Here is a 23,401-nt window from a genome sequence, read left to right on the forward strand (position 1 = left end):
GGCTCTAATTAAAATTCATTTATAAATAAGTCGAAATTGCCCGTAGCGGCTACTTTTAGCAAATACGATTGCCATACATTATTATTGACGATATCACGATCGATTTCGGCACGGTTTAAAGTGTACATAATCTGCGTTAGATCAGTCAAATCAGTCAAACCGTTTTTGTATAAAGTCGATTTTTGCAAGTATGCTTTCTGGGCTGCATTTACCTGAATTGGCGCTTCGGCATAATTTTCCAGCGTAATTTTTATCTTATCATCGGCAAAATTCAATTGCGATTTTAATTCCCTGTCAGCCTGATTGTATTCTTCCTGCAAACCTTGCGAAACGTATTTCTGAGCGCTAACTTGTTTGCTCATTCTAAAAGGCGTTGTCAGGTTCCAGCTAATTCCAATTCCCACCAAATAATTCGTGCGATCCGGATTTACACCATCCCAATAATTTCTGGTAAAGGCTGTTTGATCAGTAATATAATCAGAATTAAATCCTGAAGCTCGGGTTTGTAAAACACCAAAAGCCGTCATTGTTGGGTAATAAAATCGCTTGTATAATTTAACTTGCTGATTGCTGTAATCAATTCTCGTTTTATATAATTGTAATAACGGATGTAAGCTATCAGTTGATTTTTCTTCCATTAAAAGTGCTTTCGGGATATTGCTTACAAATAAAGTATCGGTAACAAAATCCTGAGGCGCAACGCCCATCAAATCAACCAGTTTATTGTTTTGTTCTTTTACGAAGTTTTTCGCCAGATTCAAAGCGATTTTGGCTTTTGAAACTTCGGCTGTAGCCAAAGTAGAATCGACTCCTGCCAATAATCCGTTTTTAACACGTACAACGGCTGTTCTTTTAAAAACTTCGGCGCGATCTAAATTCTTTTGCTGCGAAATCAGTAATCGTTGGCTGGCCAGTAAATTAAGGTAAGCCGCAGAAATTTTAATTTCCTGTTGAAACATTTCCTGTTTCAAATCGTTTTCTTTTGCTTTAAGATCAACTTTAGCCAGATTGATTCTTTCTTTTGCTTTTCCAAAAGTGAAAAAATCCCAGTTCATGTTGACTAAATACAAAGCACCAAAAGCAGAATTCCAGTTTTGATCCGGCAGGGCAGGTCCCGAAGAAGCTGTTCCTAAACCATTAAAACCGTATAAAGCTCCGTTTTGCCCGTTGATAGTTCCGTAATCTTGTTGGGCAGACAAGTTTAAATTAGGTAAATAATCGCGTTTAGATTGCTTGAGAGTCTCTCGCGAAGCGCTTGTGTAGTTGGTTTTTGCTTTTATCGAACCGTAATTTTCAAGGCCGGTTTTAATGGCATCTTTTAAAGATAAGGTTTGTGAGTAACCGATTGATGCAAAAATCAAGAAAAATAATAAGGTAATTTTTTTGAAATACATAAAAGTTCGTGGTATCAAATTATAGAACAAAATTATTTGTCTTACGCTGATAAATGTCATCTTAAATGATGTACTGCACTAAAAAATGACAAATTCAATTCGTCATTTTTTGGAAAAAGAAATTAAATATTTGTCCGTACTTTGTAAACTATTTAAGTATTAAAAATGAATAAAAAATTTGATAACATATTGGACAACAAATGGTGGCAGGAAATTGCCGTTGTTGCCTTTTCATTTACCATCTACACGTTAAAAAATGACTGGATGTTATTTAGTTCTTTTACTTCCATTTTAATGGGCATTTTTTTTTACTTCATTTTATATATGCATGCCCAGTTTAACCGATTTTTTCTCCTGCCAATCTTATTCAAAACCCGTCGTCCGGTAACTTATGTGCTATTAACATTATTTGGAGTTTTCGTTTTTTCTATCGTTTTATACGAAATTATGATGCTCGAAATGTTTAGTAATTGCCGTTTGTATCAAAACTCGCATCAGCGAAGTTATGTCTACCAATTTGCGAGTGTATTGGGAACTTTGGTTTGTATTTTAAGTCCGATTATTGTATTTAAATTCTACAGAATTCACAGAAAACAAACCGACGAAGCTTTGTTGTTTAATGAAATGCAGTTGAATTCTTTGAAAGGACAATTGAATCCTCATTTTTTATTCAATACCTTTAATACGCTTTACGGCATTAGTTTGGAATTCCCCGAAAGAACTCCGGATTTGATCATGAAAGTCTCGCAATTGATGCGCTATCAGCTTGAAAGTAACAGTAAAAAATGTGTATCTCTCGAAGATGAACTGGAATTTATAAACAGTTATGTGCAGCTTGAAAAAGAAAGAGTTGGATATCGTTGTGATATTACATACGATTGCAAAATCGACAACGAAAACGCCTATAAAGTTTCGCCAATGTTATTAATCGCTTTTATCGAAAATGCCTTTAAACACGGAACCTGCGCGATCGAAAAATGTTTTGTTCGAATCATTGTTACGGTCGAAAACGGTTTGCTGCATTTGCATGTTGTAAATTCGATTCCGGATAAAAAAACCGATGTAGTTTCAACTAAAATTGGATTAAAAAATACCATCGAACGTTTGAATTTGATTTATGGAAAAGACTATAAATTGAATATTCAGGACAATAAAAATACCTATATCGTAGATTTGAAATTGCAACTGAAAAAGTTTGTAGAATGAAAGAGCCAAAAAAATGTATAATTGTTGATGATGAGCCGGCTGCGCATTACGTTCTGGCGAATTATATCAAGCAAAATCCGCAATTAGAATTGGTTTTTCAGGGTTATAACGGCATTGAAGCAATGGATTATCTTCGTGAAAATAAAGTTGATTTGATGTTTTTAGACATTAATATGCCGGAAATTTCAGGAATGGAATTGCTAAAGATTATTCCAACACATCCTAAAACTATTTTAACAACAGCGTATTCTGAATTTGCTTTGGAAAGTTATGATTATGGCGTGATCGATTATTTATTGAAACCGATTTATTTTCCAAGATTTTTAAAAGCCGTGGATCGTTTCTTTGGAACAGAGAATGTAAAAGCAAAAGAAGATGAAGTAATTGTCAATTCTGTAAGTGTAAAAGTAGATGGTTATTTTGTTGATATTGAGTTAGATCAGCTTTTGTTTGCACAGAGTTTTGGAAATTATGTGAAACTGCATACCACTAAACGAACGTATTTGGCGTCTATCACAACAAGTGAATTTGAAAAATGCCTTCCGGAGAAAAATTTCATGCGTATTCATAAATCATATATTGTTGCGCTCGATAAAATTGATGAAACTGAGAAGGATTTTGTTGTTATCAGAAAAGAAAAATTGCCAATTGGTATTACATATAAAAGAGAATTATCTGATCGACTAAAGAAATAAAAAATTTATAGATTTCATTTTAAATTCATTTAAAAGTAGTAGTTTTAGTACGTAATTTAAAGGTTGTTTAATTAAAGTATTGAAATCATGAAAAACATAATTTTTGCTTTCGCATGTTTTTGCAGCAGTTTTTTGATGGCACAAAATGGAATTATGCCCACGGGAGAAATTACTCCACCTGAAAAAGTAAGGTTTAATTTTGAAAAACAATACCCCAACAAAGTGCCAGTTTGGTCATTAGAATATGTTGGCGATGATAATGATGAAATTAGATACGAAGCTAAATTTAATGCCGATAAAAACACGAAGGCACTCGCAGTTTATGATAATTTAGGATATTTAAAAGCTTATGAATTGCAGATTCCGTACAGTCAGCTGCCACAGAAAGCACAGGCTTACCTAAAGAAAAATTATCCTGCAAAAGCTATTCATGAAATTGCAGTTGTTGTTGACGATAAAAACAAAACAACATATGAGGTTGGTGTTGAAAATAACTCAAAATTTTATGATGTTATCTTCGATAAAAATGGTGGTTTTGATGTTAGTATTCAAAAAGATTAAAAATTTATAAAAAGTTAATTTTTGTAAGATTTATCTTTCATGTTATAAAAAGATGTATTTTTATTGCCAGAATAAAATCAATTTATAAACATGAAAAATTTTTACTTGGCCGCAGCTTTTTTAATTAGTAGTTTGGTAATGGGGCAAAAAAATGGTGTTTTACCACCTGCTAATGTAAAAATGGCATTTGAGAAACAATATCCAAACAAAGCGGCACTTTGGTCGATAGAACAGGGTGATCAGAAAGATGATATAAAATTTGAAGCAAAATTTAAGGAAACAGCGACAACTAAAGCATACGCCGTTTATGATGGCAAAGGAGTTTTTAAGGCTTACAAAACACAAATTCAGATAGATCAATTGCCTTTTAAAGCACAACTTTATCTTAAAAAAGAATATCCGGCTAAGCCTGCGAGGCAAATTTTACTTGTGATTGATGCTCAAAATAAAACAACATATAAAGTCGAAGGAAAGAATAATATCAAATTTTATGATGTTATTTTTAATAAAGAAGGAGAAGTTCAGATGTAAATCTAACATAAATTAAAGGTTGCTTACTAATTCAATTATATTGAAAAGACAAACCCGACAGATTTTTAAAATCCGTTGGGTTTTGTTTTATAAAAATATATGGAAGTCAATATCTGAAAATCAGTCAACAGATAAAATGTAAAAACTTATTTCCTTTTCATTAGGATAGTATTAGTTTTAATTATTTAATTTGTAGTCTTTAACTTATAATATATATTAAATGAGAAACATTCTACTATTCGTGACTTTTTTATATTGTAATTTTTTAATAGCACAAGATGCTATTATAGTACCGCCGGAAAATGTAACGAAATCTTTTGAAAGTCAATATCCGAAAAAAACTGTTGTTTGGTCTATTGAGTATGGTAAAGATGAGGATGTTTATTTTGAGGGAGAGTTTACTGATGACAAAAAAAGTAAGGCAATTGTGCTTTATGATAGCAATGGAGTTTTCAAATCCTTAAAAACACAAACTGCAATTGTCAAATTGCCTTTAAAATCTCAAAATTATTTGAAGAAAAATTATCCGGATAAGGGAAAAGTCAAGTCTGTTGGTAAGATTTTTTATATGATTGATGATAAAAATAATGAAACGTACGTTGCAGTAGCAAAAAAAGATAAAAAACTGTACAATATTATCTTCGATAAAAATGGAGAATATGTTAAAAGAATAGAGATACACTTTCTGTAGAAATCAATTTGATTTTTAATAGCAAACCCGACAAGTTTTAAAACTTGCCGGGCTTAACCGATCGTGGACTTAGTTAAATTATAACATCATTCCGCCAGAAACTTCAATGCGTTGTGCATTTATCCAGCGTGCTTCTTCGCTACATAAAAAAGCAACGACTCCGCCAATATCTTCTGGTAAACCAACTCTTCCTAACGCAGTAACTGAAGCAATTTGTTGGTTCATTTGTTCGTTATCACGAACAACTCCACCTCCAAAATCAGTTTCAATAGCGCCCGGAGCAACAACATTGGCTCTAATTTTTCTTGTACCTAATTCTTTTGCCTGATATTTTGTTAAAGTTTCGATTGCACCTTTCATAGAAGCATAAGCCGCGTAACCAGGAAATGAAAATCTTGCCAAACCGGTTGAAATATTTACAATTCCACCTCCATCATTCATTACGTTAAGAGCTTTTTGAGTCAGGAAAAATGGTCCTTTAAACTGAATATTAGTTAATTGATCAAATTCTGCTTCAGTTGTTCCAACGAAAGAATTATGAATTCCTATTCCGGCGTTGTTTACAAGAAAATCAAATTTATCAGTTTTAAAAATGTTTTTTAAAGTTACTGAAATATTTTCGAAAAAAGAATCAAAAGTTCCTGAATCGGCAACATTTAATTGAAGTGCCGCTGCATTTTGTCCTAAACTTTCGATTTCTTTTACAACTGCGTCAGCTTCTTCTTTTTTGCTGTTGTATGTAATGATTACATCGATTCCCTTTTTAGCAATTGCAATTGCCATATTTTTTCCTAAACCTCTGCTTCCGCCTGTTACTAAAGCGATTTTTGTATTTACTGCCATTTTGATAATGAATTAAGAATTAAAAATCTGCTGATCTGCTAAATCTGCGTGAAAAAAAATTAAACACATAGAAGCATAGATTTTATTTTGTTAAAAAGATTGTAAAAAGAAACTAGTTTCTAACACATAGTTTTAGCTAATCTATCTTTCTATGTTTGTTTTAATAAAATGAAATGCCTTTTTTTAGCGTTTACAATGTCTATGTTTCTATGTTTCTATGTGTTTGAGTATTTGCGTTTTTATTAATTTGAATGCAATGCTTCAAAATGTGCTTTTAATTCCGGGACACTTGCGTTTAATCTTGTTTCGCTGGTTCCGAAAGTCAATTCGTTTTTACCTTGCTTTAATTGATCAAAAATAGAAACAATGAAATCAGCTACACTTGGATGTGCGTTGTGTAAACCAATTCCGCCAAGATCTGTATTTAATGCAGGCGGAATAATTTCGATTACTTCAATGTTTTTTGCTTTCAATAAATGACGAAGCGATAGGGTAAACGAACGGAAAAATGCTTTGGTTGCTGAATAGACCGGAACTTTTGCAAATGGTGAAAATGCCAATCCCGAAGTTACGTTCATAACTGTTGAAAGTGATTTTAAGTTGATGAAAAGCGATGTTAAATGTAAGGGAGCTTCTATATTAGTAGCAAGTTCATTTTTTGCGCTTTCGAAGAAATTTGCGTCATCAACAGAAATCCAATTTTGAATACCTGCATTATTTACCAAAACATTCAAATCGCTGTGGTTTTCAGAAATCCATTCGTAAAGCTCAATTCGTTCTTTTTCGCTGGATAAATCACAAACCTTTGTAATTACGGTTGGAAATTTTGCTTTTACTTCATTTAAAACTGATTCTCTTCTTCCGCAAATAATTACGGTGTTATTTTCTTCAATAAATCTTTGTGTCAATCCAAGTCCGATGCCGCTTGCGCCACCGGTTATTAAAATTTTGTTGTTTGATAATTCCATTTTTTCTGATCTTTAAATTAATAAGACAAAGGTAGGAGTGAAGTAGAAATGGGGAGTTGTAAATATCAAACCGATGTTTGCGAAATTCAAATCAGAGGAAAATTAAATTCCAATTTTAAAAATCAGGTTTAGTCATTGCGAGATACGAAGCAATCTTACTCATATATCAACTAAAGTTTACAAGCGTGTAATTGAACGCGGATGACGCGGGTTCGCTTTGCGAAGACACGGATTATCGCGGATTTTTTTCTCAATTTGTGTCTTCCTGAGCGAAGTCGAAGGATCTCATGCTGAATCTATACAATGTGTGTCCTTAGACTTCGCTCAGGAGGACATGCGTTGTGATAACGATTTGACATAAATCTAAAATCTAAACTCTACAATCTAAAATTAGGTGCGAAAAGCCAGAGGCGTAATGGTTGTTTGCTTTTTAAAGAAGTTAGAAAAATGTGCCAGTTCTTCAAAACCAAGTGAATACGCAATTTCAGAAATATTCCAATCCGTTTGTTTTAAAAGAATTTTGGCTTCGTTTGTTAATCGGTTACTGATTAATTCTGTGGTTGTTTTTCCTGTATTTTCTTTTAAAACCTTATTTAAATGGTTGACATGAACGGATAATCTTTCTGCAAAATCTTTGGCCGTTCGTAGTTCTAATCGCTGATGCGGAGATTCTATAGGGAATTGTCTTTCAAGTAATTCTGCAAATAATGAGGAAACTCTCGCTGCTGAATTATGTTTAGAATAAAGTGCTGTTATGGGTTGTAATTTTTGTCCGAAGTGAATTAATTCAGCAACATAATTTCGAATTAGATCGTATTTATAAACATAATCAGAATTGATTTCTTTTTGTATTTTATTGAAAATCAATTCAACTTCTAAAACTTCTTCATCTGTAAGCTGAAAAACAGGATATCCGTCTGAAGCAAAAATTGGAAGTTCATCGAGATCAATTCCGCTTTTATTTTTCGAAAGAAATTCACTGGTAAAAACACAAAATTGCCCAGCCTGATTGGTATCCTGCGGAACATAATTATACGGGATTTTTGGTGTAGCAAATAATAATCCCTGTTTTTCGATTTCGATTATTTTATCAGCATATTCAGATCTGTTTTTGCCTCGAATCAAACTTATTTTATAATAAGCCCTTCTGTCATAAGGCATAAACGATTTTCCCTGCATTCTTTCCAAAAGTTCTTTGATGTCGAAAATATTAAAATGACCGATTTCTTTTTTTATGTCGTTGGGTAATAAAGAATTTGGTTCAACGGTTGAACCTTCGGTAATATCCTGATAAAATGAATCCAGAGTTTTCATAAGGGTGAATTGTAAAATTCAAATATACGAAAAATATTTGCAGGATGGTTTTTTGCCACGAAGGCACTAAGGCACAAAGTTTATTTTGTTGGGATTTTGATTTTTGTAATTATAAAGAAAGAAAAATAAACAGAAGATTTAAGGTTTTATAGCTATTTGATATAGCCCACGGTTTCAACCGTGGGAAACGTATTATTGAAACGTATTATTGAAACGTATTATTGAAACGTATTGTAAAAATGTATTGTAAAAATGTATTGTGAAAATGTATTGTGAATGTATTGCGCTCCAACGGTTGAAACCGTTGGCTATGTTTATATATTGTGTTTTTTTAATCTTTGTGCCTTAGCGCCTTTGTGTCAAAAACTTAAAACAAACTTCCCTGAATTAATTCCGGTTGTGAATTGCCATTAAAAGAAAAGGTATCAATAACAAAAAACTGTTTTTTTATAGGATCAAATTCTCGTAAAACAATTTCACAGCACAAAAAATCAATATTAATTGTGGTAAAAAGCTGTGTGGCTATTTTAAGATTTTCGGGAATTAATTTTCGACCAATAGACATATGTGGATCGTCGCTTTTTTTGAGTTTTAAAGGTTTTAAAGCTTCCTGAGTTTTTTTCATGATCGGCTTTAGATGATTGGCTGAATGTTCATTTGGTGCGATGAAAAAAGCGCCATTTACATAAGATCCAAAATGATCTAAATTTACCTGAAAAGGTGTAAACGTATCGCAAATCTTAAAAAGTTTTTGTTTGTATTTTTCGATTTGAGTTTCATCAATAGTAAATTCGCAAATTGTAATATGTGCGACTGAATTGCAGCTGTTATACCAATCTATTTTGCTTTTTAAATAATCCTTCATCGTTTTGACAGCATCAATTACTTCTTGCGAAGGATAAATGGCAACCGAATATTTTTTTTCCATTTGTGATTTGATTTACACAAATTTAGAATTTAAATTGAGCCGTCAAAGCTGCATAAAAATAATCTTTTCCTGTACCAACTTCTTTTAAGAATGAACCTGCATTGAACCAACCGCTTTCTAATGTAAAAGACAGAAAATCATTGGCAGTATAATCTAAATTAGTGATGAATTGTGAGCCTATAAAACGTTCTGTCGTATCTTTTCCTGAATACAATAATTGCATATTTGGCGCATATAGGCCATCACTTATAGTTTGCCTCCAGAAAATATCACAATCAAATCCGAGACCTAATTTTTCAGTTAAAGTAAAATCAATCGAAGGATGAATATCAATTAAATTTGACGGACCAATAAGGGCAACTAATCCAAAATACGCACCTCTTGGATATAAGGGATTAAAGGTTTGTAAATGATTATCGTCTAAATTTTTATCTCCTGAAATAATTTCTGTTTTTAGTCCAATTTCTGGATTAAATTTTACTTCTGAAAAAGTATAACAGGCAAAAGAGGAAATTGTCCAGGCAGAAACTGTTTTGTCATTGATGTTTCCAAATTGATACAATCCTTCAAAATCATATTTCCAGTTTCCTTTGTTTTTCCAGATTCTTGTTCCGATAGACTGACGATTTTCTTCGCCAACGGCATCGTCAAAAACGGCTCTTTTTTTCCATAATCCTAAATAATAAAAATCGATATTCTGGATAAAAGGCACTTTATGAATTACAGTATAACTTCCCCAGAATTGGGCATTTTCATTAAATCCATCGTTAAAAGTTCCCTGTTTATTGGCGATAGGATGCGTATAAAAGGCATCTGTTTGCCAGTTGTTCTTTCTGTAAAATAATTTGACAGCATCAAAAGCAAGACGACTGTTTGGACCTTCGCGAACTGCTATTAAACGCTGCGAACCATACGACATTTCCTGTCTTCCGGAACGTAATGTAAAACGTTCGTTTTCATTTTTAATAAAATCAATGTCCAGAAATGCCTGGTGAAAGTCCAGTTCATTTTCATCAACCGGACTTGGATCAGTTTTACTGTTGGCTAGACTGCTTTGTAATTCTACGAAAGTCCTGAAAGCTCCTAAATGAATATCAGCATGAAGGAGATAACGGGAAAGTAAATAACCGTCGCCTTCATCAGAGTCATCGCCCCATTTATCATTTATGGTATAAGTATATTGCAATCTTGCTTCACCGCCAATAGTGGCATAATAGTTACTGTTCTGGCTCAGTGGGATATATTTAATTTTTTCGTACCAATTTCTGGTAGAATCCTTTAAATAAGTCAAATCATCGTCATATCGCAGCTTTTGAAAAACTGGTCTTTGCTGTGCATTTGCCGAAAAAATAATTCCTAAAAGCAACAATAATCGGAATAACGTTTTCATAGTAATTTAGTTTTTTTGATATCCTCCAAAATAGTTTACCGGACTCCACTCCGGAATTGCTTTTGGAGTTGGTTGTGCAAATGTTCTAAAATCATTATCGGCATACACCACTTTGCCATTTACTACAGTAAGTTCTGATTCAATATTTAATATTTTTTCTTCTGTTGTATTGAAGTAATCGTCAGAAAGAATGGCGAAATCGGCCAGTTTATTTGCGGTAAGCATTCCGCGGTCTTTTTCTAAATTGATTAATTGCGCACTTCCGTAAGTAAATAATTTAAGAGCAGCAGTTCTGTCCTGAATATTTTCGTCGTTCATATATTTTAAACCGCCTAGAGTTTTTCCGGTTGTTAACCAATACAAACCAACCCACGGATTATAGCTGGCAACACGAGTTCCGTCGGTTCCCATTCCAACTTTGATTCCCATTTCAAGAATCTTTTTTAGCGGAACGGTGTTTGCAGCAGCCGTTTTTCCATATCTTTTAATAAAACTTTCTCCCTGATAAGCCATTCTGTGCTGAATTGCCAAACCTCCGTTTAAAGCTTTAATACGTTTTAAATTTTCCAGAGAAACGGTTTCTCCGTGATCGAAAAACCATAAAAGTCCGTTTAGCGGCGTTTCTTTATCAATTTCTTCAATAACGTTTAAGAAACGTGTAATGCTTTCATTATAAGTTGCATGAATTCTAAATGGCCATCTGTTTTTAATTAATAATGACAAAACTTCTTTCAATTGACCTTCCATTGCCGGGCTTAATTCCGGTCTTGGTTTGTCAAAGTTTTCAAAATCTCCGGCACTCATTACCAGGTTTTCTCCGGCTCCCTGAGCGTGATATTCTACTTTATCTGTATCGTGATCGTCGCAGCCTTCGCCAATTTCAACTGTGCTTACCCATTTTGTATAATCGTTAAGTTCGCTTCCTGCTTTTTGGGCAAATAAATAATAGGGCATTCTGATGGTAAGATCACTGTCTTTGCATAATCCGTTTGTTACGCCATAATCGTCAGGGAAGTTTTGAAACCCGCCGCCTGCATCAATAATTGCCGTTACTCCAAGACGATTCATTTCGGTCATGAATTGTTTTGTTGAATTTATTTTTTCTTCCGGAGATAACTCAGGAAGTTTTGAAAGTGTCGAGTATAAAATGAACGCATTTGGTTCTGCAACTAATAATCCGGTTGGGTTTCCGCTGGCATCTTTTTCTACAAGTCCGCCATTTGGGTTTGGGGTATTTGCATCAATTTTTAAAACTGTTAATCCGGCTTTATTAAGATAAGCGTGCCCATACAAATGAAGAACAAAAGTTGGAACATCACCTGTTGCCTCGTTTATTTCTTCCAGAGTTGGTAGTCTTTTTTCTTCAAATTGATAAGCATTCCACCCGCCAACAACACGAACCCATTGCCCTTTTGGAGTTCTTTGTGCCTGTTCTTTCAACATTGCCAAAGCTCTTTTTAAAGATCGAACGCCATCCCAGCGCAATTCGGTATTAAAGAATCTTCCACCACGAATAATATGCATATGAGAATCAAATATTCCCGGAATAATTACTTTTCCTTTTGCATCGATTACAGTGGTTTTTTTGTCTTTTAATTTTAAAATTTCACTGTTTTTTCCTGTTTTCAAAATTTTCCCATCGGCTACAGCCATAGCTTCAACAATTGTATTTTTATCATCCAAAGTATGAATAACGGCATGATGAACGATAAGGGTGGCTTTTTTGCCTTGAGCGAAAATAGGCAGCGAAATGATTAGTAAAAAGGCTAATATTTTGATATTCAGTTTCATAATAATGGTTTTTATTGGGTTTTGGGTAAAAAAAAGGCTGTGACTTAACACAGCCTTTCTTAGGTAGATTTAATTAAAAATTAAGAATTAAAAATGTTTAACGTGCTGTTTTCTGTGGTGTTTTAAATTTTTTGCCGCAAATCCCGCAGATTTAAGAGATTTTTAATTTTTAATTCCCAATTTTTAATTAAAAATCAATTAGTGTTTTAGCATTTCGTGAGCGTATTGTACACCAACACCGTATGCACCACCGTATTTTTTAACAAGATCTGTAACGGCTACATAAGTTCCCTGACGTGCCCAGTCACGTTGTAATTCTAATAAATATTGTAATGAAGTTATTGGATGAGCACCCGCCTGAACCATACGTGTTACAGCCATTTCGTGAGCTTCTTTAGAAACATCTCCACTTGCATCTGTAATAACATACACATCATAACCTTCGTTTATTGCTGATAATGTTGGTCCTACGATACAAACACTTGTCCATAATCCTCCAAAAACGATTTTCTTTTTACCTTTTTCCGTAATTGCTTTGTGAGCAGGAACATCTTCCCAGGTATTCATTGAAGTACGATCGATGTAGTTTGAAGTTTTTTGTGGATAAAATTCTTCGATTTCTTTAAAAACGGGTCCGCTGAATGATTTTTCGGCAACAGTTGTAACAATTGTTGGAACTTTGAAGATTTTTGAAGCACCTGCAACTAAAGCTGTGTTATTTCTAAGCTGATCAATTGGAATGTTGCTTACTGCAAATGCCATTTGGCTTTCATAATCAATAAGTACTAAAGTATGATTTGTTGGATCTAGTAATGCCGGACTTGGTTTTTGTGCGAAACCTATAAAAGTTACAAATAATAAAGCTGCTGTTAAGATTAATTTTTTCATGATAATTAAATTTTGTTGTTGATAAATGGTTTTTTAAAAATTATTTTGCATTTGATTTTCAACGTCTTACATTCAAATGGAATGCCTTATTTTTAAAGCGTTGATTTTAAAAGGTTTTTCAAAAAAGGCAATAAAGATTTTAACGATATATCGTCAATTTAACATTGGATATTCGTGAATACGATATTTAAAGCTTTTAGTGAATTTTAAAAAGGAAATCTCTGGTACCTAAATTTTTCCTTTAAGATATAATCGGTGTTGTATTTCGGATTTTAATAAGCCGCTTCCACCACCAAAATGTTCAATTACTTCTACTTCTGGCTGATTTTTTAAACAAAAAGAAGTAAACTCTTTTTCGATATGATCTTCGATTCCGGAACTCAACAGAACAATATCGATTTTGTTGTTTAGAAAATATTTTTGAGCAATTTCTTCATCGTTGAAACTTACTCCATTCCAATTCTCATTTGCGTTTACAAGTCGAAGTAAAATTGGTAAGATTTCTTCGTTTTTTCCGAGTATTAAAAATTCTAATATTTTCATGATTCAGTAATTTATTTTACAAATGTAGCAGTTAAAAAGATTGTGGTAACTTAATCTAGAACAAGAACTTAAAATTTTATTTTAATTGTCTTTTTTAAAGAATTAAGATTATCAATTTTTCTAAGAACTACTAATTTATTTTACAAATGTATGAGTTAAAAAGAAGGTGATAACTTAACCTAGGACAAGAACTAATTTTTTGTTTTAATTGTCTTTTTTTAAGAATTAAGAATCATCAATTTTTCTAAGAACTACTAATTTATTTTACAAATGTAGCAGTTAAAAAGAAGGTGATAACTTAACCTAGAACAAGAACTAAAATTTTGTTTTATTGTCTTTTTTAAGAATTAAGAATCATCAATTTTTCTAAGAACTACAAATTATTTTACAAATGTATAAATGAAAGAGATTTTGATAACTTAATCCAGGACAAGAAAAAAAAAACTAAAATTTTTAATTGCTGATTTCTTAAGAATGAAAAATGTAGAATATTAATAAAGAAGATCTTAGCATCTTAGAACCTTAGCCACTTAGCAACTTCTTTCTAAAATAATGTTAGAATGAGGAAAGCCGTAAGCTATTTTAAAAAGTAGCTTGTAGTTTTGCGCCGTGAAAGTAAGGATAGTGAGTTTTTGACTTGTACATATCTCTTACTTTTAAATTACAGGTTTTTTGGAAAAAACAAGTTTAGTTAAAACAAAATTTGACAAATCATTGATCGTGGTCGTTGTATCAATTTGAAAATAAATACAATACTGTCTAATTTTTATAGGGTTTTTAGATTGGCTACACGTTAGCTAATTTGAAAATCCTTTTTTATTTAACCCAATAAAAGAATTCCGGTTAATTTTGATTTTTTGCGGAGAAAACCAGCTTTAAAACCTTTTTTAGTTTGAATTGTTTTGCAATTTCTTTTTTTGATTAAAAAAGGCAAAACTTTATGAGTTTTGCCTTTTTGTATTTATAGTGAATTGCTTAGTGTAATTTAATTAAACAAATAAGCATTTTTAAAAGATAAGATTTAAGTTGACACACGATAATTAGATATTAAAAAAAATCTGCTCAATCTGCCAAATCTGCGAGAAAAAATAATACTTTAATTCTTATATCCATTACTTTTAAGCCATTCCTCACAGGCTTTTGTCCAGAATTTGCTTGTATCATTTACGCCTAAACCAAAACCATGACCTCCTTTTTCATATAAATGTAACTCGGCTGTAACTCCATTTTTTTTAAGTGCCAAATAATAATTAATGCTATTTTCTGGTAAAACAACACTATCATCTGTAGCATGTATTAAAAAAGCGGGTGGAGTTTGTGCAGTAACCCTCTTTTCATTAGAAAATGAATCAATATCCTGTTGTGAAGCGTTTTCGCCTAATAAACTAATTTGAGATCCTTTGTGTGTAATGTCATTTTCCATAGAAATTACAGGATAAATCAGAAGTGAAAAATCTGGGCGTGCACTTATTTTTGAACTAGTTTCATAAACCCTGTCATCGTAATGAGTTGATAAAGTCGAAGCCAAATGTCCCCCGGCAGAAAATCCCATTACACCAATTTTATTTGGGTCAATATTCCATACGGCAGCATTTAGTCTTATCACTCGAATAGCTTCCTGTGCATCCTGTAATGGACCAACAGTTTTATTCGTCATAATTAAATTGTTAGGCAATCTGTATTTTAAAACAAAAGCAACAATTCCCTGAGCATTAAACCATTCAGCAACTTTAGTTCCTTCCTTATCAATGGCCAGATGTGTATATCCGCCACCTGGAAAAATAACCACAGCCGTTTGGTTTTGTTTGATTCCTTTTGGTAAAAAAACACTTAAAGTAGGTATTGAAACCTGGCTTGTACTTTGTACTTTTCCATCTTTAATATCTTCTTTTTCTGTATAATCAGGAGCTTTGATTTCTTGTGGAATCACTTTCCAAAGCGGGATAACCTGGTTTTGCGCTTGAGACAAATTTGTAATCCCCAAAATAAAAATCAGGCTTAAAAATGAGTTTTTTACGATAAAGGCTGTTAATTTTTTCAATGTGTAAAGTTTTTAATAGATTATTATAAGGTGTTAGTCAAATTTATATTTTTTTATTGATTAAAAGTGTTTAAGAACCCTTAAAAAGTATTATTTCTCTTTCGATAAGAATAGTTGTTATAAATTGATTTTGAAGTACTGATTTTAGTACTATTTTCACACGTAAATCGGATGAATTTCACATATACAGTTTTAACAAATATATTATTTAATGTGTAAATTTGAGTTCATTTTTTTATATGAAATGTTTATTTATACCATCAAAATAATTTTTTATATAATTTATTTGGAATATTAAGATTAAGAACTATATTTGTGCAATCGATTACATTATTTGAAATTTTATTGCACAAAGAGAAGTTATCTAGTTCAGGATCAATGCTTAACCAAAACTACATTTGTGAGATTAAAAATTTTAAATTTATTAACATTACTAGCCTAACCATTACATTATTATGAATCAAATCAAAAAAAACACCGGAAAGTATCGCTGGAGTATTTGTGCACTATTATTTTTTGCAACAACTATCAATTATCTCGACAGACAAGTACTTTCTTTAACATGGAGTGATTTTATAGCTCCTGAATTTCATTGGACAAACAACGATTACGGGAATATCACAGCGCTATTCTCTATTTTTTATGCAGTTTCTCTTTTGTTTGCAGGAAGATTTGTGGATTGGTTAGATACTAAAAAAGGATTTCTTTGGGCTATTGGAATTTGGTCTATAGGTGCGTGTCTGCACGCATTTTGTGGAATTGCAACTTCAGGAATCATAACCGGAAACTGGTTTGTGGGTTTTGAAGGTGCTAAGGAAATCATTAAAAATGTAAATGATACCGGAATGGTCATCAACGTAAGTGTAAGCTTATTTATTTTTGCCCGTTTTATCCTTGCAATTGGTGAGGCCGGAAATTTTCCTGCCGCAATCAAAACAACTGCTGAATATTTTCCTAAAAAAGACAGAGCATTTTCTACCAGTATTTTTAACGCCGGTGCAACTGTTGGAGCTTTGGCAGCGCCAATTTCGATTCCGTTTATAGCAAAATCATTTGGTTGGGAGATGGCTTTTATAATTATTGGAGCACTTGGTTTTGTTTGGATGGGATTTTGGGTTTTTATGTATGATAAACCAGAGAGACACCCAAGAGTTAGCGCCGAAGAATTAGAATATATACGACAAGATGATATTGCTGATGCTAAAATTGTAGGTTATATTCCTGAAACCACAACAAAAGTATCCTTTGTAGATTGTTTTAAATACAAACAAACCTGGGCTTTTGCCTTTGGTAAATTCATGACAGATGGCGTTTGGTGGTTCTTTTTGTTCTGGACACCGGCTTATTTAAGTTCTGTTTACGGAATGGATTCTACACAAGCCGCTTTACCATTGTTTGTGCTTTACATGATCACATTACTTTCTATTATTGGCGGTTGGTTACCAACTTATTTTGTAGAGAAAAAAGGAATGAATCCATACGAAGGAAGAATGAGAGCAATGTTAATTTTTGCCTTCTTTCCTTTATTAGCCTTAATTGCACAGCCTTTAGGATATATAACATATTGGATTCCTGTTATCATTATTGGTATTGCAGGAGCAGCACACCAATCATGGTCGGCTAATATTTTTACTACTGTTGGAGATATGTTTCCTAAAAAAGCAATTGCAACTATTACCGGAATTGGTGGTTTGGCAGGAGGTTTAGGTTCAACTTTAATTAATAAAGGATCAGGACTTTTATTTGATCACGCAAAAGAAACAGAAATGGTTTTTATGGGCTTTAAGGGAATTGAAGCCGGATATTTTATCATTTTCTCTATCTGCGCCGTTTGTTACTTAATTGGTTGGGTCGTAATGAAGGCCTTAGTACCAAAATACAGCCCGATTACAAATCTTTAAAATTACAATCTTTAAAAATTATATGCTATAGAATAACCAACTAACTAACCAACCAAAACCTATGAATGAAGCTAATAAGGCAATTGGAAAATATCGCTGGACAATATGCAGTTTAGTATTTTTTGCTACAACAGTCAATTATTTAGATCGAAATGTAATAAGTTACCTAAGACCTTTTTTAGCAGAAGCCTTTCATTGGACACCGGAACAGGAGGTTATAGATTATTCGAATATTGAATTAGCGTTTAAAATTGCCTATGCACTCGGAATGCTGGTTGCAGGTGGTATTATTGATAAACTAGGCACCAAAATTGGATATGCAATTGCAACAGGTTTATGGAGTTTAGCAGCTATTGGTCACGCACTTGCTACTGGAACAGGAGGTTTTTTAATTGCAAGAGTGTTTTTAGGAATTACAGAAGCAGGAAATTTTCCTGCTGCCATAAAAGCCACAGCCGAATGGTTTCCGCAGAAAGAAAGAGCTTTGGCGACAGGAATTTTTAATTCAGGAAGTAATATCGGAGCGATCATCGTCCCTTTGTCAGTTCCTTTTATTGCAGAGAATTACGGATGGCAATGGGCTTTTATCTTAACCGGAATAATTGGTTTTGTATGGCTGATATTATGGTTCATCTATTATGAAATTCCCGAAAAACAAAAACGTTTATCGCAAGCAGAATTAGAATACATAAACTCAGATAAAGTCTTAATAGTTGAAGTTGAAGATACAGAAAAGGTTTCATGGTTTAAATTGCTTAGCTTTCGCCAGACTTGGGCTTTTGCCATTGGAAAATTATTGACCGATCCTGTTTGGTGGTTTTATTTGTTTTGGCTGCCCGATTTTTTAATGAAACAATACAAACTTTCGGCAACTCAAATTATCTGGCCTTGTGCCTTGGTTTACGTTATTGGAAGTATAGGAAGCATTGGCGGCGGATGGTTGCCGTTGAAACTAATAAATAAGGGATGGCCGGCTTATAAAGCGCGTAAAACCAGTATGCTAATTTATGCTTTTGCTGTTTTACCGGTTTTGTTTTCTCAGTATTTAGGAGCAATCAATATTTGGTGGGCCATTTTGGTAATTGGTTTAGCGGTTTCTGCACATCAGGCGTGGAGTGCTAATATTTTTACAACTGTTTCAGATATGTTTCCAAAAAAGGCAACAGCTTCAGTTACAGGAATAGGAGGTATGTTCGGTGCCCTTGGCGGAATTTTACTAACTTTATTGATTCAAAAAAACATGTTTGTTTATTATACTAAAATAGGAAAAATCGAAACGGGATACTTTATTATGTTTTGCATCTGCGGAGCATCTTATTTGCTGGCGTGGCTGATTATGCATATTTTAGTTCCGAGGATGAAGAAAGTAGAAGTGTAAAATCAACACAAATAAATTTTGATTTGTATTATGATATTTGAAGATAAAAATATAATTTTGTGCAATCGATTACATTAAAATAAAAATTATGACAAAATATAGTTCAAGATACGCGTCAAGCCCAGAAGCTGTTAAACAATACGACACACAACAATTGAGAAATGAATTCTTAATTGATGATTTAATGCAGGAGGATGAAATTGTTTTAACGTACTCTCATTACGACCGCTATATTGCAGGTTCTGCAGTTCCTGTAAAAGATTTGACTCTTGAAACGATCGATCCGCTTAAAGCTGGATATTTTCTGGAAAGAAGAGAAATGGGAATCATCAATGTTGGCGGAAGCGGTTCTGTTTTGGTTGACGGAACATCTTATGAATTAGGTTTTAAAGATGCATTATACATTGGAAGCGGAAATAAAGAAGTAATCTTTAAAAGTGATGACAGCAAAAATCCGGCTAAATTTTATATTAATTCTGCTCCGGCACACACAACATATCCAACTGTAAAAGTAAGCTTGGAACAAGCAAATAAATTGCAGTTAGGAACCATGGAAACGGCAAATCACCGTACGGTAAACCAAATGATTATTGGAAGTGTTGTAACAACTTGCCAATTGCAAATGGGAATGACAGAATTAAAAACGGGAAGCGTTTGGAATACAATGCCAGCTCACGTACACGATCGTAGAATGGAAGTTTATTTTTATTTGGATATTCCGGAAAATCAGGCGGTTTGTCATTTTATGGGACAACCTCAGGAGACAAGACATATCTGGATGAACAATCATCAGGCAGTAATTTCTCCACCTTGGTCAATTCACTCAGGTTCAGGAACTTCAAATTATACTTTTATTTGGGGAATGGCCGGTGAAAATTTAGATTACGGAGATATGGATGTTTGTAAAATCACTGATTTAAGATAAGAATATGATAAACTTATTTGATATAAAAGGAAAAGTTGCCCTTATTACAGGAAGTACACACGGACTGGGAATGGCAATGGCAAAAGGTTTAGGGCAGGCGGGAGCTACAATTGTAGTAAACGGAAATTCATCTCAACAAAAAATTGATGATGCTGTTGCTGAACTTAAAAGTGAAGGAATAAATGCGGTTGGATATAGATTTAATGTAACTGTTGAGCAAGAGGTTAAAGAAGCAGTTGCAAAAATACAAAGCGAAGTTGGGCCAATTGATATTTTGATTAACAACGCGGGAATCATCAAAAGAATTCCGCTTATCGATATGGAAGTTGCTGATTTTAAAGAAGTAATTGATATTGATTTGGTTTCTCCTTTTATCGTTTCCAAGCATGTTGCCAAAGGAATGATCGAAAGAAGACAAGGAAAAATCATCAACATTTGCTCTATGATGAGCGAATTAGGTCGTAATACGGTTGGTGCTTATGCTGCTGCAAAAGGCGGTTTAAAAATGCTGACTAAAAATATGGCAACAGAATGGGCAAAATACAATGTTCAGATCAACGGAATTGGACCGGGTTATTTTGCGACTGAACAAACAAAGCCGATCAGGGTTGACGGACATCCGTTTAATGATTTTATCATTAGCAGAACTCCGGCTGCTAAATGGGGTGATCCAAGCGATTTAGCAGGAGCTGCAATTTTCTTATCTTCAAAAGCAAGTGATTTTGTTAACGGTCATATTTTATTTGTTGATGGAGGAATCCTGGCTACAATTGGTAAACCGTCAAACGAAGAATAAATTCTCAATTATAATTAAAAAGACATGAGTGCTAAGACTTTCATAAACGATAATTTTTTACTTGAAAATAAATATGCTGAAGAGTTATACCACAATTACTCAAAAAATCAGCCCATTATAGATTACCACAATCACTTAAATCCGCAGTTTATTGCAGAAGATAAAATCTTTGACAACATTACGCAGGTTTGGATTAATGGAGATCACTACAAATGGCGTGCAATGCGTACATTAGGAATCAACGAACAGTTTGTAACCGGAAATGGTTCTGATAAAGATAAATTCTTAAACTGGGGGAAAACCGTTCCGTACACGATGCGTAATCCTTTGTACCACTGGACACATTTAGAATTGGCGCGTTATTTTGATATTTATGATTTGCTGAATGAAAAATCAGCAGAGAAAATTTATATCGAAACTTCAGAAAAAATAAATTCCCAAGCATACAGCACACAAAACTTGCTTAAAAAAGTAAACGCTGAATTGGTTTGTACTACAGAAGACCCAATTGATACTTTAGAGTTTCACCAGAAACTGGCTAAAAACCCAATTGGAACAAAAATGAGCACGGCATTCAGACCCGATAAAGCTATCCTTATTTCAAATGATGGCTATAACGCATATCTGGATACGTTGGGGGACGTATCCGGAATTGCGATTAATACTTACACAGACTTACAAACTGCATTGAGAAAAAGAATCGAATTCTTTAACCAAAATGGCTGTAAATTAAGCGATCATGGTTTAGATCAGATTTATTTTGAGAACTTTACAGAAAGCGAAATAAATTCAATTTTCAAAAAGAAAAGAGAAAACCAAACGATAACACCAGAAGAAGCTTTGAAATTTCAAAGTGCTATTTTATTGTTTTTATCTGAAACTTATCACGAATTTGGCTGGGTTCAGCAATTTCACTTAGGCGCTTTAAGAAACAATAATGCACGCATGCACAGAATCTTAGGACCTGATACAGGTTGGGATTCTATTGGAGATTATCCACAGGCACAAAAACTGTCTTCATTTTTAAATGCATTAGACAGCAAAGATAAATTGACAAAAACCATTATTTATAACCTAAATCCGGCTGATAACGAAGTTATGGCGACGATGATTGGAAATTTCAATGACGGAAGCGTTAGAGGAAAAGTTCAGTTTGGTTCAGGATGGTGGTTTTTAGATCAGAAAGACGGAATGACAAAGCAATTAAATGCCCTTTCAAACATGGGATTAATTAGCTGTTTTGTTGGAATGCTGACAGATTCAAGAAGCTTTTTATCTTTCCCAAGACACGAATATTTCAGACGTATTTTATGTAATCTTTTAGGTGATGAAATCCAAAGAGGTGAACTTCCTGCAGATATGGAATGGATTGGAAAACTGGTTGCTGATATTTCATACAACAACGCAAAGGAATATTTCAAATTTTAATTGGGAATATAGAGAATAGAATATAGAAGAAAGAGGTAAGAAGAAAGAAGAAAGAAGAAAGAGTTTATACTATATGTTAAGTTTGATTTAATCTAAAACTTTATTTTCTTAATCTCTTAATGGTGAAAAAAAATCTTTTTACTGGTAAAACAATAAAATAATATGAGTAAAATAGTTGCATTCGGTGAAATTATGTTACGTCTTTCGACAGAGCGACACCTGCGTTTTGCACAATCTACAGCATTTGGAGCTACTTATGGTGGCGGTGAGTTTAATGTTTGTGTGTCTTTGGCAAATTATGGCTTAAATGCTGAGTTTGTAACAAGATTGCCTGAAAACGAAATTGGCGGATCTGCGTTGAGAGAAATACGAAAAATGAATGTAGAATCTAAAAATATAATTTTTGGAGGAGAACGTTTAGGAATCTATTTTCTTGAAACAGGAGCTGGCACAAGAGGGAGCAACGTTGTTTACGACCGTGCACACAGCTCGATGGCAACTATTGAAAAAGGGTTAATTGACTGGGAAAAAGTTTTGGAAGGTGCAGATTGGTTTCACTGGAGCGGTATTACGCCTGCAATTTCTCAAAGTGCTGCCGAGGCTTGTTTAGAAGCAATTAAAGTGGCGCACAAAATGGGAATAATGATTTCATGCGACTTAAATTACAGATCAAAATTGTGGCAATATGGCAAAGCGCCAAGCGATGTTATGCCAGAAATGCTGCAATACAGTAATGTTATTTTGGGAGATATTGATACAGCCTATTTTATGTTGGGAATTCCGAAAGTAAACCCAAATTATCAGGATGAAAAATCACTTCCGGTTTTATATACGAAGTTATTTGATTTGATTCCGAATTTAAAAACTGTTGCTACAACATTACGTTATTCTGTAAGTGCATCGCATCAAAGAATTGGCGGGGTTTTATTTGATGGAAAAGCCATTTACCACGCTGCCGTAAAAGAAGTAACTCCGGTTGTAGACAGAGTAGGTAGTGGAGACGCTTTTATGGGCGGATTGATTTACGGATTGTTACAATATCAAAATAATAATCAAAAAGCTTTGGATTTTGCAGTTGCGGCTTGTTGCTTAAAACACACCATTGCCGGCGATTACAATTTGGTTACATTAAAAGAAGTTGAAAACATGCTTGGTGGTGATTCTGCGGGATTAGTATCAAGATAAATAA

At 33.5% G+C, this 23,401-nt stretch carries 21 protein-coding genes; 11 read left to right on the top strand and 10 right to left on the bottom strand.

Features of this window, described 5'->3' with window-relative positions; translation table 11 throughout:
• Window positions 1-8: 8 nt before the first annotated feature.
• Complete coding sequence (locus AC4FQ3_RS18385; RefSeq protein ID WP_491182810.1) at window positions 9-1,394, bottom strand: TolC family protein; 1,386 nt, start codon at window positions 1,392-1,394, stop codon at window positions 9-11.
• Between the two features lie 165 nt (window positions 1,395-1,559).
• Here AC4FQ3_RS18385 and AC4FQ3_RS18390 point away from each other — a divergent pair, with 165 nt between their 5' ends.
• The 5 genes from AC4FQ3_RS18390 (at window position 1,560) to AC4FQ3_RS18410 (ending at window position 5,078) form a co-directional block, all read left to right on the top strand.
• Window positions 1,560-2,600 (top strand): sensor histidine kinase, encoded by a 1,041-nt coding sequence (locus tag AC4FQ3_RS18390; protein ID WP_491182811.1) that lies wholly within the window; start codon window positions 1,560-1,562, stop codon window positions 2,598-2,600.
• On the top strand, window positions 2,597-3,295 hold the full coding sequence (locus AC4FQ3_RS18395; protein ID WP_073398039.1) for a LytR/AlgR family response regulator transcription factor: 699 nt from the start codon (window positions 2,597-2,599) through the stop codon (window positions 3,293-3,295). Before AC4FQ3_RS18390 ends, AC4FQ3_RS18395 begins: the two co-directional genes overlap by 4 nt.
• 87 nt (window positions 3,296-3,382) lie before the next feature.
• Window positions 3,383-3,856 (top strand): PepSY-like domain-containing protein, encoded by a 474-nt coding sequence (locus AC4FQ3_RS18400; RefSeq protein ID WP_073398040.1) that lies wholly within the window; start codon window positions 3,383-3,385, stop codon window positions 3,854-3,856.
• 90 nt (window positions 3,857-3,946) lie between these two features.
• Complete coding sequence (locus tag AC4FQ3_RS18405) at window positions 3,947-4,387, top strand: hypothetical protein (RefSeq protein WP_042565598.1); 441 nt, start codon at window positions 3,947-3,949, stop codon at window positions 4,385-4,387.
• A gap of 220 nt (window positions 4,388-4,607) precedes the next feature.
• Window positions 4,608-5,078 carry a hypothetical protein gene (locus AC4FQ3_RS18410; RefSeq protein WP_042565597.1) on the top strand — a complete coding sequence of 157 codons (471 nt, stop codon included), beginning with the start codon at window positions 4,608-4,610 and terminating at the stop codon, window positions 5,076-5,078.
• Between the two features lie 78 nt (window positions 5,079-5,156).
• Here AC4FQ3_RS18410 and AC4FQ3_RS18415 read toward each other — a convergent pair whose 3' ends face one another.
• From AC4FQ3_RS18415 to AC4FQ3_RS18455, 9 genes are all read right to left on the bottom strand, one after another.
• Window positions 5,157-5,921 carry an SDR family NAD(P)-dependent oxidoreductase gene (locus AC4FQ3_RS18415; protein WP_042565596.1) on the bottom strand — a complete coding sequence of 255 codons (765 nt, stop codon included), beginning with the start codon at window positions 5,919-5,921 and terminating at the stop codon, window positions 5,157-5,159.
• A gap of 242 nt (window positions 5,922-6,163) precedes the next feature.
• Window positions 6,164-6,889, bottom strand: coding sequence for an SDR family oxidoreductase (locus tag AC4FQ3_RS18420; protein WP_463460727.1), 726 nt, complete (start codon window positions 6,887-6,889; stop codon window positions 6,164-6,166).
• A gap of 390 nt (window positions 6,890-7,279) precedes the next feature.
• The gene (locus AC4FQ3_RS18425) at window positions 7,280-8,203 is read right to left on the bottom strand and encodes a helix-turn-helix domain-containing protein (protein ID WP_073398043.1); all 924 of its coding nucleotides are present in this window, start codon (window positions 8,201-8,203) and stop codon (window positions 7,280-7,282) included.
• A 367-nt stretch (window positions 8,204-8,570) separates the two neighbouring features.
• The gene (locus tag AC4FQ3_RS18430) at window positions 8,571-9,131 is read right to left on the bottom strand and encodes a 2'-5' RNA ligase family protein (RefSeq protein WP_491182812.1); all 561 of its coding nucleotides are present in this window, start codon (window positions 9,129-9,131) and stop codon (window positions 8,571-8,573) included.
• A 22-nt stretch (window positions 9,132-9,153) separates the two neighbouring features.
• Window positions 9,154-10,521, bottom strand: a complete 1,368-nt coding sequence (locus tag AC4FQ3_RS18435) for an alginate export family protein (RefSeq protein WP_491182813.1) — start codon at window positions 10,519-10,521, stop codon at window positions 9,154-9,156.
• A gap of 6 nt (window positions 10,522-10,527) precedes the next feature.
• Window positions 10,528-12,312 carry an amidohydrolase gene (locus AC4FQ3_RS18440; RefSeq protein WP_491182814.1) on the bottom strand — a complete coding sequence of 595 codons (1,785 nt, stop codon included), beginning with the start codon at window positions 12,310-12,312 and terminating at the stop codon, window positions 10,528-10,530.
• A gap of 198 nt (window positions 12,313-12,510) precedes the next feature.
• Complete coding sequence (locus AC4FQ3_RS18445; protein WP_042565590.1) at window positions 12,511-13,200, bottom strand: hydrolase; 690 nt, start codon at window positions 13,198-13,200, stop codon at window positions 12,511-12,513.
• Between the two features lie 228 nt (window positions 13,201-13,428).
• On the bottom strand, window positions 13,429-13,743 hold the full coding sequence (locus tag AC4FQ3_RS18450) for a hypothetical protein (RefSeq protein WP_042565589.1): 315 nt from the start codon (window positions 13,741-13,743) through the stop codon (window positions 13,429-13,431).
• A gap of 1,096 nt (window positions 13,744-14,839) precedes the next feature.
• Window positions 14,840-15,784: an alpha/beta hydrolase gene (locus AC4FQ3_RS18455; RefSeq protein WP_491182815.1), complete on the bottom strand. Its 945-nt coding sequence runs from the start codon at window positions 15,782-15,784 to the stop codon at window positions 14,840-14,842.
• Between the two features lie 455 nt (window positions 15,785-16,239).
• On the opposite strand from AC4FQ3_RS18455, the gene AC4FQ3_RS18460 reads away from it, so the two are divergent.
• From AC4FQ3_RS18460 to AC4FQ3_RS18485, 6 genes are all read left to right on the top strand, one after another.
• Window positions 16,240-17,685 carry an MFS transporter gene (locus tag AC4FQ3_RS18460; protein WP_491182816.1) on the top strand — a complete coding sequence of 482 codons (1,446 nt, stop codon included), beginning with the start codon at window positions 16,240-16,242 and terminating at the stop codon, window positions 17,683-17,685.
• 61 nt (window positions 17,686-17,746) lie between these two features.
• Window positions 17,747-19,063, top strand: a complete 1,317-nt coding sequence (locus AC4FQ3_RS18465; protein WP_491182817.1) for an MFS transporter — start codon at window positions 17,747-17,749, stop codon at window positions 19,061-19,063.
• An 88-nt stretch (window positions 19,064-19,151) separates the two neighbouring features.
• On the top strand, window positions 19,152-19,988 hold the full coding sequence (gene kduI, locus AC4FQ3_RS18470; RefSeq protein ID WP_491182818.1) for a 5-dehydro-4-deoxy-D-glucuronate isomerase: 837 nt from the start codon (window positions 19,152-19,154) through the stop codon (window positions 19,986-19,988).
• A 4-nt stretch (window positions 19,989-19,992) separates the two neighbouring features.
• Window positions 19,993-20,784, top strand: coding sequence for a gluconate 5-dehydrogenase (locus AC4FQ3_RS18475; protein ID WP_491182819.1), 792 nt, complete (start codon window positions 19,993-19,995; stop codon window positions 20,782-20,784).
• A 24-nt stretch (window positions 20,785-20,808) separates the two neighbouring features.
• Window positions 20,809-22,212, top strand: coding sequence for a glucuronate isomerase (gene uxaC, locus AC4FQ3_RS18480; RefSeq protein ID WP_491182820.1), 1,404 nt, complete (start codon window positions 20,809-20,811; stop codon window positions 22,210-22,212).
• 162 nt (window positions 22,213-22,374) lie between these two features.
• Window positions 22,375-23,397: a PfkB family carbohydrate kinase gene (locus tag AC4FQ3_RS18485; RefSeq protein WP_491182821.1), complete on the top strand. Its 1,023-nt coding sequence runs from the start codon at window positions 22,375-22,377 to the stop codon at window positions 23,395-23,397.
• Window positions 23,398-23,401 lie beyond the last annotated feature (4 nt).

The sequence above is a fragment of the Flavobacterium sp. AK-345 genome, assembly GCF_058310175.1.